Below are 13,783 nucleotides of genomic sequence, written 5' to 3' on the forward strand. Positions count from 1 at the left end.
CGGGCATCCAGTAAAGTCGGCGGATATCGCCCCAGGGCGCCATGTTCAGGCGCAGTTCGACCAGCTGCGGTGCGCCCTGGGTCAGCACGCTGCGGCTCTGGCCGGTGGCGCCGGAGCTGACCGAGGGCCAGACCGACTCGACGCGCGCGCTGGCGCTGCCGCGCACGCGCCAGCCCACGGTCATGCCCCTGGGCCCCAGCGGCGCCGCCACCGGCTTCATGCCCGGCAGACGGTCCAAGGTCATCCAGGTCAGCCGCCACACGCGCTGGTCGCGGATCTCGTAGCGCACGCGCAACAGGTCGCTGCGCTGCTTGTCGAGCGGGTTGCTGAGCCCGCGCCGGGTGAACTCCAGAGAGCCGTCGGTGGCGAGCACGAACGAAGGCAGAGAGTCGCCGAGCTCGTCGCGGATGGGCCGGTCCACCCATTGCGACAGGTCGCTGGCGATCACCGCCTGCAGCCGCTCCAGCGCCAGCAGGTCACGCTGGCGCTCGCCCAGATGCTCGGCCGAACGACTGGTGCTGGACAGGAAGTTGAAGGCGCCCAGGCTCATCAGTGCCATGATCACCATGGCCACCAGCAGCTCGATCAGGGTGAAGCCGCGTTCGCGCATGGCTCAGCCTCCCCTGCGCGTGCCGCTGCGGCCGACGAAGCCGACCAGCGTCACCAGCGCATCGCTCTGCTGATTGGTCAGCGGATCGTAGGACATGACCTGGATCTCCAGGCTGCGCACATCGGTGCTCGGCGTGNTCGCGACCGGCCATGACCGTGCTGCTCTCCTGCTTGCCCAGATCGGGCAGGCCGCCGCCGGTCTGCAGCTCGGTCAGCGTGTTGCTCGCCACCCAGTGCGCCAGCAGGCGGTCCTCCAGGCTGGCGGCCTGGCGCGTCTGCTCGCGCGACTGGGTCAGCAGCGTCAGCGAGACGACGCCGAAGATGGCCAGCGCCACCAGGATCTCGATCAGCGTGAAGCCGCGTTCAGCGTGTCGTCTGCGCACGGTCATCCTCCGCCGGCCAGGCATCGCCGAGGTCTGTCACCGACAGGCCCAGCGGCGCCACGCGCTCGTCATCCAGCGAGCCGATCTCGATGGTGCCCGGCGTGGCCTCTCCGCTGGACATGAGCAGCATGTCGGGCACCAGGGCATCGTCCTTCGGTCGCTGCAGGCGCAGGCCCGGCGTCTCCACGGCATCGCGCCAGCCATAGCCGATGCCCGGCGTGCGATGCGGCTTCAGCACCACATCGCCGGTCAGCGGCTGCCAGTCGCGCTGCTGGCGGCTGAAACGCAGGAAATCGTAGCCGCCGGCGCGCAGCCGCACGCCGACCTCGATCTGCTCCGACTCGGCGAACAGGCGCGCGTAGTGGATCTGCGCCTGCAGGCGCTCGCGCTCCTGATGCAGGCGGCGCGCCGGATCGGAGGGGTTGAGGCTGACCACGGCGATGCCTGTGAGCACGCCGATCAGCACGATGACCAGCAGGACCTCGATCAGCGTGAAGCCCTGCCGGTCACTGCGCCGGCCCGCCCGCGCGGGGATCATTCGAAATAGATATCCGCCGCGTAGCCTTCGCCGCCTTCGGCGTTGTCGGCACCCAGCGAGTACAGGTCATAGGACTTGCCGTTGCTGCCCGGCGCCACATACTGCATGGGGTTCTCCCAGGCATCGACCGGGGTCTTCTTCAGATAGCCGCCGCTGGGGAACACGCGCGCCTCCGGCGAGCGGTGCACGAGCGCGTCCAGACCCTCTTCCGTGCTCGGGTAGCGGTAGTTGTCGAGCTTGTACAGCTCCAGGGCATTGGCCACGGAGCTGAGGCTGGCCTTGGTCGAGGTCACGCGCGCCTGGTCATCCTTGCCGACCACGTTGGGCACGATGATCAGCGCCAGGATACCGATGATGGCCACCACCACCATGACCTCGATGAGCGTGAAGCCGGCCTGGGCTCGCGGTGCCTGGGCCCGCTGACGGATGACGGAACGCATGGGGAACTCCTCGTTTTCTCGAATCGGTTCGGTCAGTTGACCAGATTGTTCATCTGCACGATGGGCAGCATGATGGCCAGCACGATGACCAGCACCACGCCCGCCATCATCAGCAGCATCATGGGTTCGAACAGGCCGACCAGCGTCGCGATGCTGCCGGTCAGCTGCCGCTCCTGCATCTGCCCGGTGCGCATGAGCATGTCGTCGAGCTCGCCGCTGGCCTCGCCGCTGGCGATCATGTTGGTCATCATGGGCGGGAAGCGGCCGGACTGCTCCAGCGCCGGCGCCAGCCGGCCACCCTCGGTGACGCGGTCGGCGGCCAGGGTCACGGCTTCGCGCATGGGCATGCTGTCGACGACCTCGGCGGCAATGCGCAGGGCATCGACCAAGGGTACACCGCTGCGGGTGAGAATGCCGAGCGTGCTGACGAAGCGGGAGGCCTGGGCATCGCGGATCAGTCGTCCGGCCACCGGCAGGCGCAGCTGGAAGGCATGCCAGCGGTAGCGGATCTCCGGTTTCTGCAGCAGGCGCCAGGCCACGAAGGCCGCGGCGGCGAACGCGGCCACCAGCAGGCCCAGGGAGCTGCGCAGGAAGTCGCTGGTGGCGATCAGCAGCTTGGTGATCAGCGGCAGCTCCTGACCCTGGTTGTCGAACACCTTGACGATGTCGGGCACCACGTAGGTCAGCAGGCCGACCACGATCAGCAACGACAGCACGGTCAGGATGGCGGGATAGATCAGCGCGCCCTGCACCTTGCGGCGGGTCTCGTAGCGGGATTCGGTGTAGTCGGCGAGGCGGTTCAGCACCAGATCCAGGTGCCCTGCCCGCTCGCCGGCGGCGACGGTGGCGCGGTACAGCGACGGAAACGCGTGCGGGAAATCGGCCAGGCTCTGCGCCAGGCTGTAGCCTTCGATGACGCGGGCGCGCACGGCAGTGAGCAGGCGCCGCACCGCAGGCTTCTCGGATTGCTGGGCCACCGAGCGCAAGCCGTCGTCGATGGTCAGGCCGGCCTGCACCAGCGTGGCGAGCTGGCGCGTGATCAGCGCCAGGTCCTGGGCGCTCAGGCCCGGCTGCAGGAAGCTCAGTGCCGACAGGCCGCCCTTGCCGGACGCCTTGCTGTCGACCGCCTGCTCGACCTTGGTGGGCACCAGCCCCTGCTCGCGTAGGAGCTGTCTGGCGTGACGCTGGCTGTCGGCATCGATGATGCCCTTCAGGCGCTTGCCGCGCGCATCCACACCCACATAGTCGAAAGCCGGCATCAATCTTCTCGTGTTACGCGCAGCACCTCATCAAGTGACGTGATTCCGGCCAGGACCTTGGTCATGCCGTCGCTGCGAATGCTGGGACCCTGAGCGCGGGCGGCGGATTCCAGCTCCTGCTCCAGGCCGCGCTCATGAATGAGGCGCCTGAGGTTATCATTGATGCTCACCACTTCGTAGATGCCCGTGCGTCCTTTGTAGCCGCGATGGTTGCAGGACGCGCAGCCGGTGGCTCGGTAGATCAGCGGCGGATGCGCCGGATCGGCGCCGAGCAGCTCGCATTCGGCGTGATCGGCCGGGTGCGCCTCGCGGCACGACGGGCAGAGCACGCGCACCAGGCGCTGCGCCACCACGCCGATCAGCGACGACGACAGCAGGAAGGGTTCGACGCCCATATCGACCAGACGCGTGACCGCGCCCACCGCCGAGTTGGTGTGCAGCGTCGACAGCACCAGGTGACCGGTGAGCGAGGCCTGCACGGCGATCTCGGCGGTCTCGCGGTCGCGGATTTCACCAACCATGACCACGTCCGGGTCCTGGCGCAGGATGGCGCGCAGGCCACGCGCGAAGGTCATGTCGACCTTGGTGTTGACCTGGGTCTGGCCGATGCCGTCGAGCTGGTACTCGATCGGGTCCTCGACGGTGAGGATATTGCGCGAATGGTCGTTGAGCTCGGTCAGCGACGCGTACAGCGAGGTGGTCTTGCCCGAACCGGTGGGACCGGTGACCAGCAGGATGCCGTGCGGCTTGGCGATCAGCTCGCGCAGCTCGTGGTGGTCGCGCGGGGTCAGGCCCAGGGCCGACAGGTTGAGGCGGCCGGCCTGCTTGTCGAGCAGACGCAGCACCACGCGCTCGCCGGCACTGGACGGCATGGTGGAGACACGCACGTCGACCTCGCGGCCGGCGAGCTTGACCGAGATGCGGCCATCCTGCGGCACGCGCTTCTCGGCGATGTCCAGGCGCGCCATGACCTTGATGCGCGACACCAGCAGCGGCGCCAGCTCGCGCCGGGGCTGCAGCACCTCGCGCAGCACGCCGTCGACGCGCAGGCGCACCGACAGGCGGCGCTCGAAGGTCTCGATATGGATGTCGGAGGCGTTCTCGCGCACCGCTTCCTGGAGAATGGCGTTGATCAGGCGGATGATGGGCGCGTCATCCTCCTGGTCCATGAGGTCTTCGGTCTCGGGCACCAGGTCGGCGAGCTTTTCCAGATCGATCTGGTCGCCGATGCCCTCGGCGGCCTGCATGGAGTCGCCGGCATCGCCCTGGTAGCTGCGCGACAGCGCCTCGTTGAACTGCTGCTCCGACACCGGGCGGCAGTACAGCGGGCGGCCGAGCAGGCGCCGGGCCTCGGCCAGCGCGCTCAGCTTCCAGTCGGGGCGCGCCAGCAGGCACCAGTTGTCCTCGGATTCGATCTGCAGCACCAGTCCGTGGCGCTTGGCGAAGCTGTACGGCAGGCGGGTCGCCTGCGCCGGCTGCGGCCAGGCGGGTTCGAGGTCGGAATCGGGCAATGTCGCAGACATCATCAGTCGTGCACCCATATAGGCTTGAGAGAGATTGGCGGCCAGTCTACTGCAAGCCCCTGTAGCCCGACAGTGAGAGTCTGTATCGCAATTATTAATCCTTGCCAGAATCCGCGTGCAACTGCCGAAAACACGAGCAATCAGGCGCTGCCCATCGGTTGACGCTCGCTCGGCCGGATGGCTATCATGCCGGCCTCCCGCGAGGGAGCTCCACACCTATGGCTGGGTGGCAGAGTGGTTATGCAGCGGACTGCAACTCCGCGTACGCCGGTTCAATTCCGACCTCAGCCTCCAAATCCCCCCGTCCGTGACGCCCTGCCGCCACGGATACCGCAGCGATGATCCATCGCCGCAGTCGCGACATCCGTCCCTGCCCGCCCGGGTGGTGAAATTGGTAGACACAGGAGACTTAAAATCTCCCGACCTCGCGGTCGTACCGGTTCGACCCCGGTCCCGGGCACCATTGCGTCGTTTCATGTGCGCCGTTTCAGGCCGGCACCACCAGGCCATGCATGCCCCGCCCCGCCCGCAAATGCGAAAAGGCCGGACATTCCTGTCCGGCCTTTCCAGGCATGCATATTAAGAGAGGCTGCTCAGGCCACGGCGTTGCGCGCCCGCGCGGCGGCGATCTCCTCGTCGCTGAAGCCGGCTTCGCGCAGCACCTCGTTGGTGTGCGTGCCCAGGCTGACACCGCTGTAGTCATAGCGCGGCTGCGAACGCGAGAACTTGATCGGCGACGCCAGCTGCGGCTGCACGCTGCCGTCGAGCTGCGGCACCTGCACGATCAGCTCGCGCGCGACCGCGTGCGGATGCGCCGCGGCCTCGGCGAAGGTCAGCACCGGCTCGGTGCAGGAGTCGAGGGCGGCGAACACCTGCGACCACTCGGCCCAGGTCTTCTTCTTCATTTCCGCGCGGATTTCCTGCTTCAGCGCGGCCACACTGGCCGGGCGCAGGTCCAGGCCCTGCGGCGCCAGCTCCGGACGACCGATGGCGGCGCAGAACTGCATGAAGAACTGCGGCTCCAGGCCGCCCACGGAGAAATGACGACCGTCGGCGGTCTCGTAGCAGTCATAGAAAGAGCCGCCGTTGAGCTGGGTGTTCTCCAGCGCCGGCGCGTCGCCGCCCATGAGCGCGCCCGGCGCGGTCAGCGCGTGCATGCTGAAGGCGGCATCGGTCATGGACACATCGATGTACTGGCCTTCGCCGGTGCGGCCGCGGTGCAGCACGGCGGCGAGGATGCCGATCACGGCATGGCAGGAGCCGCCGGCGACATCGGCCACCTGCACGGCGATCGGTCCCGGGCCGCTGGCCTTGCGGCCGTTGTAGCCGAGCACGCCGGCGATGGCGAGGTAGTTCATGTCGTGGCCGGCGCGGTCCTTGTACGGGCCGGTCTGGCCGTAGCCGGTGATCGAGCAGTAGATCAGCCCCGGATTGATGGCGCTCAGCGCCTCGTAGCCGGCGCCCAGGCGGTCCATGACGCCGGGGCGGAACTGCTCGATGACGATGTCGTACTCGCGCACCAGGCGGCGCACCACCTCCAGCCCCTCCGGCGTCTTCAGGTCGACGGCGATGGAGCGCTTGGAACGGTTCAGGTAGCCGTGAGCGGCGGAATTACCATCGCTGCTGATCGGCGGCATCATGCGCACCATGTCCGGCCGGCTCGGGGACTCCACGCGCAGCACGTCGGCGCCGAGGTCGGCCAGCATCATGGTGGCGAACGGCCCGGGCAGCAGGGTGGAGAAATCGAGGACCTTGAGACCAGCGAGGGGACCGGGCATTGCATGACTCCTGACTTGTAGATGGCGGCGCTCGAGCGGCGGCCTGAATGCATGCCGGACAGATCGTGACCGGCTGGTCGTGAGGCTAGCGCCTGTGCCGGTGCCTGCCAATGACCATAATGCTCGATTGGTTGACCGCAACACTCATCGGAAGCCGTGCCGGGCCGGCTTGCGGACAGTGGTACGGCGGTCCCATACTGGACCGGCACCGCGCCTTCACGCGTCGCCCGCCGGGCGGCCGCCGGCAGCGGCATCTCCCCTGTCTAAGGATGTCGTTCATGCTGTCATTCCTGCCCGCGCCCCTGCTGGGATTCATCGTCGGCACCCTGCTCATCGCCAACACCGTGCTGCACGCCATTGTCATCCTGCTGTTCAGTCCGCTGAAACTGCTGGCGCTGCTCGCGCCACCGCTGGCGCCGGCCGTGCGCCGCACCATGGCCGCATTCCAGGAGAACTGGACCGCGCTCAACGGCGGCATCTTCCGCCTGCTGCCACGCATCGACTGGGACATCCGCGGCCTCGACGGGCTGCGTCGCGACCAGTGGTACTTCGTGGTCGCCAACCACCAGTGCTGGGTCGACATCCTCGCCGTCTTCCACGCCCTCAACCGGCGCGTGCCGCCGCTGAAGATCTTCATCAAGCAGGAGCTGCTCTATGTGCCGGTGGTCGGTCTGGCCGTGTACGCGCTCGACTACCCGTTCATGAAGCGCTACAGCAAGGAGCTGCTGGCAAAGAAGCCGCAGCTGCGCGGCAAGGACCTGGAGACCACGCGCGCGGCCTGCGCCAAGTACCAGGGCTATCCGGTCAGCGTCATGAGCTACCTCGAAGGCACCCGCATCACCCCGGGCAAGCACGCCGCCACCGCATCTCCCTACCGGCACCTGCTGCGCCCCAAGTCGGCCGGCGCCGCCTTCGTGCTCAGCGCCCTGGGCACGCGCATGGAGTCGCTGCTGGACATGACCATCGCCTATCCGGACGGCATTCCCAGCTTCTGGGATTTCTGCCGCGGACGCGTGCGCAGGATCATCATCGAGGTCTCGGTGCGCGAGATTCCCGCCCATTTCTGTCTCAGCAGCTACGAAAACGACGAGGCCTACCGCAACGAGTTCCAGTCATGGGTTGGCAGCCTGTGGGCGGACAAGGACAATAGGCTGGATGCGCTGCTGCGTTCATGACGGCGCACACTTTCAAATCAATCTGTTCCTGGTGAGTGACATGGGTGTTTCGCAACCTGCAAAATTTGGTGAAGACTGGTCCGACGAGCGCGTGCGCGGCTACCTCGACCGTCAGCCCCCGGCCGGCGACAACGCCGACTTCCACGTGCTCTACACGGCCTACAAGCACATGCGCGCGGATGACTTCGCGCGCTTCCTCGGCTACTTCCTCGAGGCCGGCCGCGACATCGAGGCCCGCAACGCCGACGGCCAGCGCCTGCGCGATGTCATCGCCAGCCACCCGCAGTCCGCCGCCTTCGTGCAGCTGCTCGACGACACGGCCGCCTGAGCCATGCTGACGCCCGGGCATCTGCTGCAGGACGACGAACCGCGCTTCGGCCGCTTCAGCGACAGCCTGCGCCACGCCGACGGCCGCGCCGATGCCGGCCGCGACGCCTTCGGCCGCGCGCGCGGTGCCCTCGCCCGCGAGCTCGGCTACAAGCAGTTCCAGTACTTCGGCGGCATGAGCGACACCCTGATCTTCGGCTGCGCGCTGGTCGACCTCGGCCACTCCAACAGTGTCTTCGTCTATGTCGTCGACACTGCCACCGGCGAGATCTTCAAGCGCTCGCTGAAGCGTCCCGGGCACTGGGGCATGACGCTGGCCGACAACCCGGTAGCCGGCCGCAGCCACTTCCGCGGTGGCGATGTCGAAGCCAGCCAGCACTACCGCGAATCGCCACGCGGCAAGTCGCTGTCGGTGCGTGTCGGCGACGAGCTGGAAATCGAGGCCGACATGGCCGAGACCGCTTTCGAACCCATGTCGCTGTGCACGCGCGCCGGCTATCAGGGCTGGGTCTACGCCAACAAGACCGCCGGCCTGCCGCTCACCGGCCACCTGACCTGGCGCGGCATCCGCCACGACCTGCGGACGCTGGGCGCCATGGGCCACCACGATTTCTCCTGCGGCTACATGCGCCGCGAAACCTTCTGGAACTGGGCCTGCCTGTCCGGTCTCAGCAGCGGCAGCGACGGCCGCCCGGTGGCGCTGGGACTGAACATCTCCTGCGGCGTCAACGAGACCACCCACAGCGAGAACTGCCTGTGGCTCGATGGCGCGCTGGTTCCCGTGGCCGGCGCCAGCTTCGACTTCCACCGCGAGGACGTGCTCGCGCCCTGGCATGTCACCACCCTCGACGACGCCGTGGACCTGCGCTTCACGCCGCTGGGCCTGTACCAGGAGCGCCTCAACCTCGGCCTGATCGCGAGCAATTTTCGCCAGGTCTTCGGCCGCTTCGACGGCCAGCTGCGCGTCGGCGGCCGGGAGTATCCGGTGCACGGACTCAGCGGTTTCGTCGAGGACCAGTTCGTGCGCTGGTAAGCGCACGGCATCGATCCGGATATCACCAGGCACAACCCGCAGGAGGCATCACCCATGTCGGACCAGCAGCCGGACCAGACCTCCGGGCAGCCCAGACCGGGCCGCAACCCCGAACGCCGCCTGCCGGCCGGCCACCCCGAGCGTGGCGAGGGTCGCCCGGCGACAGACCCGCCGAAGCGCGCCGAAGCCCGCCACCGGCAGGGCCCGCAGCCGGCGCAGCAGCACAAGCCGGCTCGCGGCAAGGCGCGGCTGCCGCGCATCACGGCGCCGGCGCGACCGGCCGAGGGCCTGCCGGAACTGGTGCGCGATTACTTCCGCATCCTCTTCGACCTGCGCTTCACCCGCTACCTGACCGTGCAGCTGCTGCCGCTGCTGTACGTGGTGCTGGTGATCGGCGGCATCGGCGTCATCGGTCAACTGGTCTGGGATGCCTTCGGTGACAGCGCCGGCCGCGGCCTGACCTTCCTGCTCGCCTCCCCCTTCGCGGTGCTGGTGTGGGCCTCGGCCTGCCGCGCCGCCACCGAGTTCCTGCTGGTGGTGTTCCGCATGTCGGAAGATGTGCACCGGCTGGCCGGCATCCGCCCCACGGTCGACAAGCTCGGCGAGCTCATGAACGGCGGCAACTGGTTTTCCCGGCTGATGTCCTTCTCCAAGACCGACCCCCGCGCCGATGCGCCGCCGCGCGGCGATGCCGGCAACCAGAATCCACCCGCGAAGTGAGCCTGCCATCGTGAAACTGCTGTCCACCAACACCTGCCGCGTGCCCCGCGATCTGGCCGGCGTCACCAGCTACGACCCCGCCGCCGAGGCCGATCCGCAGGCCGCCGGCCTCGACGAGGCGCGCAAGCAGCGCATCTGGCGGGCGGTCGAAGGCCTCTATGCCACCGGCATTTCGCCGGCCATCACCTTCTGCCTGCGCCGCCACGGCCAGGTCGTGCTCAACCGCGCCATCGGCCACCGCATCGGCAACGGCCCCGGGGACACGCCGGACACCCCGAAGCAGCTGGCCACGCCGGACACGCCCATGTGCCTGTTCTCGGCCTCCAAGGTGGTCACCGCCATGCTGGTGCACAAGCTCGCCGAGACCCACCAGCTCGACCTGCTGGCACCGGTTTCGCACTACCTGCCGGCGTTCGCCGCCAACGGCAAGAAGCACGTCACCATCGCCCACATCCTGGCGCACCGCGCCGGCATTCCGACCATCGAGGGCGACTTCGATGTCGAGCTGCTGTTCGACACGCCGAAAGTGGTCGATATCCTGTTCAACGCCAGGCCGGCCAGTCGCAGCGGCCACCGCGCCGCCTACCACGCGGTCACCGGCGGCTACATCCTCGGCGAACTGATCCGCGCCGCGACCGGGGAAGATGCCCGCGAATACCTGCGCAAGACCGTGCAGGAGCCGCTGGGCATGACCTACTTCAACTACGGCCTGAAGCCGGAGCATCGGGGCCGCGAGGCCATCGGCTACGCCACCGGCCTGAAGCCGGTGCTGGCGGTGGACTGGTTCCTGAAGAACGCGCTCGGCGGCGACCTCGACACCGTGGTCGACGTCACCAACGACCCGCGCTTCATGGACATCATCTGCCCGGCCGGCAACATCTTCGCCACCGCAGAGGAGGCCGGCCGCTTCTTCGAGCTGCTGCTGCGCGGCGGCGAACTGGACGGTGTGCGCGTGTTCGACCCGCTGACCATCCGCCGCGCCACGCTGGAAGCCGGCAAGCCGCAGTTCGACGGCACCCTGCTGGCGCCGCTGCGCTACAGCCACGGCATGATGCTGGGCGGCAATCCGGTCGGCCTCTACGGCCCCATGACCGGGCGCGCCTTCGGTCATCTCGGCTTCTCCAACATCTTCTGCTGGGCCGACCCGGAGCGTGACATCTCGGTGTCGCTGCTGACCTCGGGCAAGCCGGTGCTGGGCACGCATCTGGCGGCGCTGGGCAAGCTGCTGGCCACGCTGTCGTTCCAGCTCCCGCGCCAGTGAGACCGGCATGCCCGGCGGCAGCGGCAAAGCCTTGCCGCCGGCGCCGTCCAGGCGTGCCGAAACATCAGGAAATGAAAATGCCGCATCACCGCCTGTCGGGAAATTTACGACGGTCATCCGGTAACGGTATAATCGAAAATGTGTGAACAGTCATTCACTGAGTACGTTTTCAAGAGGATTCGCTTCCATGTCCACTGACGTCGCGGCGCCAGTCGCCGAAGGCACCGCCCGGCACAATCCGGTCAACTGGCTGGCCGCCAGCGTGCTGCTCTCGACCCCCATCCTGGCGCTGATCCTGGTGCCGCTGTACGCCTGGTTCAACGACTACAGCACCGCCGCCTGGGTCAGCTTCGTGGTGCTCAGCGCCCTCAACGGCATTTCCATCACCGGCGGCTACCACCGCCTGTGGGCCCACCGCGCCTACGAGGCACACTGGTCGCTGCGCCTGTTCTTCATGCTCTTCGGCACCATGGCGACGCAGAACAGCATCCTGGTCTGGGCCTCGAGCCACCGCACGCACCACCGCCATGTCGATGACATCGACCACGACCCGTACTCGGTGAAGCGCGGCTTCTGGTTCTCGCACATCGGCTGGATGCTGCGCCACTACGAGTCGGGCAAGGAAGACTTCCGCAACGCGCCGGACCTGCTCAACGACCCCATCGTCATGTTCCAGCACAAGCACTACCTGCCGCTGGTGCTGCTGATGAACTTCGGCGTGCCGGTCGCCATCGGCCTCATGGTCGGCGACCTGTGGGGCGTGGTGTTGCTCGGCGGCCTGTTCCGCCTGGTCTGGAGCCACCACACGACCTTCTTCATCAACTCGCTGGCGCACATGTGGGGCAGCCGCCCGTACACCGACGAGAACACCGCCCGCGACAACCCGGTGCTGGCGCTGTTCACCTACGGCGAGGGCTACCACAACTATCACCACATCTTCCAGTACGACTACCGCAACGGCATCCGCTGGTACCAGTTCGACCCGACCAAGTGGCTGATCGCCTCCATGTCGTGGATCGGCGTCACGCGCAACCTGAAGCGCTGCCCGGAGTTCGCCATCGAGAAGGCCAAGCTGACCATGCAGTTCAAGCAGGCCGAGGCCAAGCTCTCGCTGCAGGCTGCCGGCCATGCCCAGCTGGAAGCCTGGCGCGCCAAGCTGGCCCAGGAGTACGAGCACTTCACGCAGGTGCTCAATGACTGGAGCAAGCTCAAGGAAACCTGGTACGCCGAGAAGAAGGAACAGCTCCTGCACAAGTGGGAAGAAGCCAGCTTCCGCACCCGCTTCCAGGAAATCGAGTACCGCCTCAAGATGCAGCGCAAGCGCCTGCGCCTGCTGACCGCGCAGGTCGCCGCCTGAGCGTGCTGCCCGCGTTCGACAACAGCTACATCCGCCTGCCGGAGCCGCTCTGGCGCCGGCAGGCGCCCTCCCCGCTGCGCAATCCCCGCCTGCTGTCACTGAACCGTCCGCTGCTCGACGAGCTCGGGCTGGATGCCGCCTGGTGGTCGTCTCCGGAAGCACTGGCCGGTCTCTCCGGCCATGCCGTGTGGCCGGGCGCCGATCCGGTCGCCATGAAATACGGCGGGCACCAGTTCGGTGTTTGGAACCCCGACCTGGGTGACGGCCGCGGCCTGTTGCTGGGCGAAATCCTGGCGCCGGGCGGACAGCGGCTTGACCTGCACCTCAAGGGCAGCGGCCCGACGCCGTTCTCGCGCATGGGCGACGGCCGCGCCGTGCTGCGCTCCAGCGTGCGCGAATACCTGGCCGGCGAGGCCCTGCACGCGCTGGGCGTGCCGACGACACGGGCGCTGGCGCTGGTCGGCTCGGACGAGCCGGTGCGCCGCGAAGGCGTAGAGACCGGCGCCACCCTGCTGCGCGTAGCCGACAGCCACATCCGCTTCGGCCATTTCGAGTGGCTGCACCACGCCGGGCATCACGCCCTGCTGCCGGTACTGGCGGACTACGTGATCGATCGCCACTACCCGGAATGCCGCGACCAGCCGGAGCCCTACCAGGCGCTGCTCGCCGGCATCGTCGAGCGCACCGCGCGACTGATGGCGCAGTGGCAGTGTGTCGGCTTCGCGCACGGGGTCATGAACACCGACAACTTCTCCATCAGCGGGCAGACACTGGACTTCGGGCCCTACGGCTTCCTCGAGGCCTACGACCCCTTCCACATCTGCAACCACTCCGACCACAGCGGCCGCTACGCCTGGCACATGCAGCCGTCGATCGGCCTGTGGAACCTGAACGCGCTGGCGCATGCGCTGTCGCCGCTGATTCCGGTGCCGGCGCTGAAGGAATGCCTGCTGCGTTACGAGCCGGCGCTGATCGCGCACTACGATGACGGCATGCGCGCACGCCTCGGCCTGCGCACGCGCGAGGACGATGACCGCCAGCTGGTGCAGGACTGGCTGGACCTGCTGCAGAAAGGCCGGCGCGACCTGCCGCGCAGCTTCCGCGCGCTGTCGGAATCGACCGTGGATGACCTGCTGGCCGGCGTGGCGCAGACCTGGGGCGAGCAGAAGGAAGCCGCCGAGGCCTGGCTGCGGCGCTACCGCGAGCGGCTGGCGCGCGAGGGACGCGACGAAGCCCGGCGCATGGCCGACATGCAGGCGGTCAACCCCTGCTACGTGTTGCGGAACTATCTGGCCGAGCTGGCCATCACGGATGCGAACAAGGGCGACACGGCACGTCTGGAGGAACTGCTGCAGGTGGTGCAGAACCCGTTCACGCCAC

Annotated in this window: 13 protein-coding genes, 2 tRNA genes and 1 pseudogene; 9 read left to right on the forward strand and 7 right to left on the reverse strand. The window is 67.8% G+C overall.

Going from position 1 to position 13,783, the window contains the following annotated elements; genetic code table 11:
- The 6 genes and pseudogenes from gspJ to gspE form a co-directional block, all read right to left on the reverse strand.
- The coding region (gspJ, locus tag C5O18_RS10790; protein WP_146089172.1) for a type II secretion system minor pseudopilin GspJ at positions 1–610 on the reverse strand (610 nt) is incomplete at its 3' end.
- Between the two features lie 145 nt (positions 611–755).
- Positions 756–1,016: pseudogene (gene gspI / locus C5O18_RS11100) on the reverse strand (type II secretion system minor pseudopilin GspI); the annotation flags it as partial.
- Complete coding sequence (gene gspH / locus C5O18_RS01780; protein WP_105191161.1) at positions 973–1,530, reverse strand: type II secretion system minor pseudopilin GspH; 558 nt, start codon at positions 1,528–1,530, stop codon at positions 973–975. The pseudogene gspI and the gene gspH, both read right to left, overlap by 44 nt.
- The gene (gene gspG / locus C5O18_RS01785; protein ID WP_105191162.1) at positions 1,527–1,970 is read right to left on the reverse strand and encodes a type II secretion system major pseudopilin GspG; all 444 of its coding nucleotides are present in this window, start codon (positions 1,968–1,970) and stop codon (positions 1,527–1,529) included. Before gspG ends, gspH begins: the two co-directional genes overlap by 4 nt.
- A gap of 32 nt (positions 1,971–2,002) precedes the next feature.
- Positions 2,003–3,229, reverse strand: coding sequence for a type II secretion system inner membrane protein GspF (gspF, locus tag C5O18_RS01790; RefSeq protein WP_105191163.1), 1,227 nt, complete (start codon positions 3,227–3,229; stop codon positions 2,003–2,005).
- On the reverse strand, positions 3,229–4,740 hold the full coding sequence (gene gspE, locus C5O18_RS01795) for a type II secretion system ATPase GspE (protein WP_277422134.1): 1,512 nt from the start codon (positions 4,738–4,740) through the stop codon (positions 3,229–3,231). Before gspE ends, gspF begins: the two co-directional genes overlap by 1 nt.
- A 232-nt stretch (positions 4,741–4,972) precedes the next feature.
- On the opposite strand from gspE, the gene C5O18_RS01800 reads away from it, so the two are divergent.
- A tRNA-Cys gene (locus C5O18_RS01800) sits at positions 4,973–5,046 on the forward strand.
- Positions 5,047–5,128: 82 nt separating this feature from the next.
- Positions 5,129–5,215, forward strand: a tRNA-Leu gene (locus C5O18_RS01805).
- A 130-nt stretch (positions 5,216–5,345) separates the two neighbouring features.
- Here C5O18_RS01805 and C5O18_RS01810 read toward each other — a convergent pair.
- Positions 5,346–6,530, reverse strand: a complete 1,185-nt coding sequence (locus C5O18_RS01810) for a CaiB/BaiF CoA transferase family protein (protein WP_105191165.1) — start codon at positions 6,528–6,530, stop codon at positions 5,346–5,348.
- Positions 6,531–6,808: 278 nt separating this feature from the next.
- Between C5O18_RS01810 and C5O18_RS01815 the strand changes: the two genes are divergently transcribed.
- The 7 genes from C5O18_RS01815 to C5O18_RS01845 all read left to right on the forward strand — a co-directional run.
- Positions 6,809–7,705, forward strand: coding sequence for an acyltransferase (locus C5O18_RS01815; RefSeq protein ID WP_158249235.1), 897 nt, complete (start codon positions 6,809–6,811; stop codon positions 7,703–7,705).
- 40 nt (positions 7,706–7,745) lie between these two features.
- Positions 7,746–8,033 carry a PA4642 family protein gene (locus tag C5O18_RS01820; RefSeq protein WP_105191172.1) on the forward strand — a complete coding sequence of 96 codons (288 nt, stop codon included), beginning with the start codon at positions 7,746–7,748 and terminating at the stop codon, positions 8,031–8,033.
- Positions 8,034–8,036: 3 nt separating this feature from the next.
- Positions 8,037–9,065: a DUF2804 domain-containing protein gene (locus C5O18_RS01825; RefSeq protein WP_105191167.1), complete on the forward strand. Its 1,029-nt coding sequence runs from the start codon at positions 8,037–8,039 to the stop codon at positions 9,063–9,065.
- Between the two features lie 54 nt (positions 9,066–9,119).
- Complete coding sequence (locus C5O18_RS01830) at positions 9,120–9,785, forward strand: DUF4282 domain-containing protein (RefSeq protein WP_105191168.1); 666 nt, start codon at positions 9,120–9,122, stop codon at positions 9,783–9,785.
- A gap of 10 nt (positions 9,786–9,795) precedes the next feature.
- Positions 9,796–11,046 carry a serine hydrolase domain-containing protein gene (locus C5O18_RS01835; RefSeq protein WP_105191169.1) on the forward strand — a complete coding sequence of 417 codons (1,251 nt, stop codon included), beginning with the start codon at positions 9,796–9,798 and terminating at the stop codon, positions 11,044–11,046.
- 187 nt (positions 11,047–11,233) lie between these two features.
- Entirely contained in the window at positions 11,234–12,403 is a 1,170-nt protein-coding gene (locus tag C5O18_RS01840) for an acyl-CoA desaturase (RefSeq protein ID WP_105191170.1), read from the forward strand.
- Between the two features lie 2 nt (positions 12,404–12,405).
- The coding region (locus C5O18_RS01845) for a protein adenylyltransferase SelO (protein WP_105191171.1) at positions 12,406–13,783 on the forward strand (1,378 nt) is incomplete at its 3' end.

Source organism: Amnimonas aquatica (assembly GCF_002943415.1).
GTDB lineage: Bacteria > Pseudomonadota > Gammaproteobacteria > Pseudomonadales > Moraxellaceae > Perlucidibaca > Perlucidibaca aquatica_A.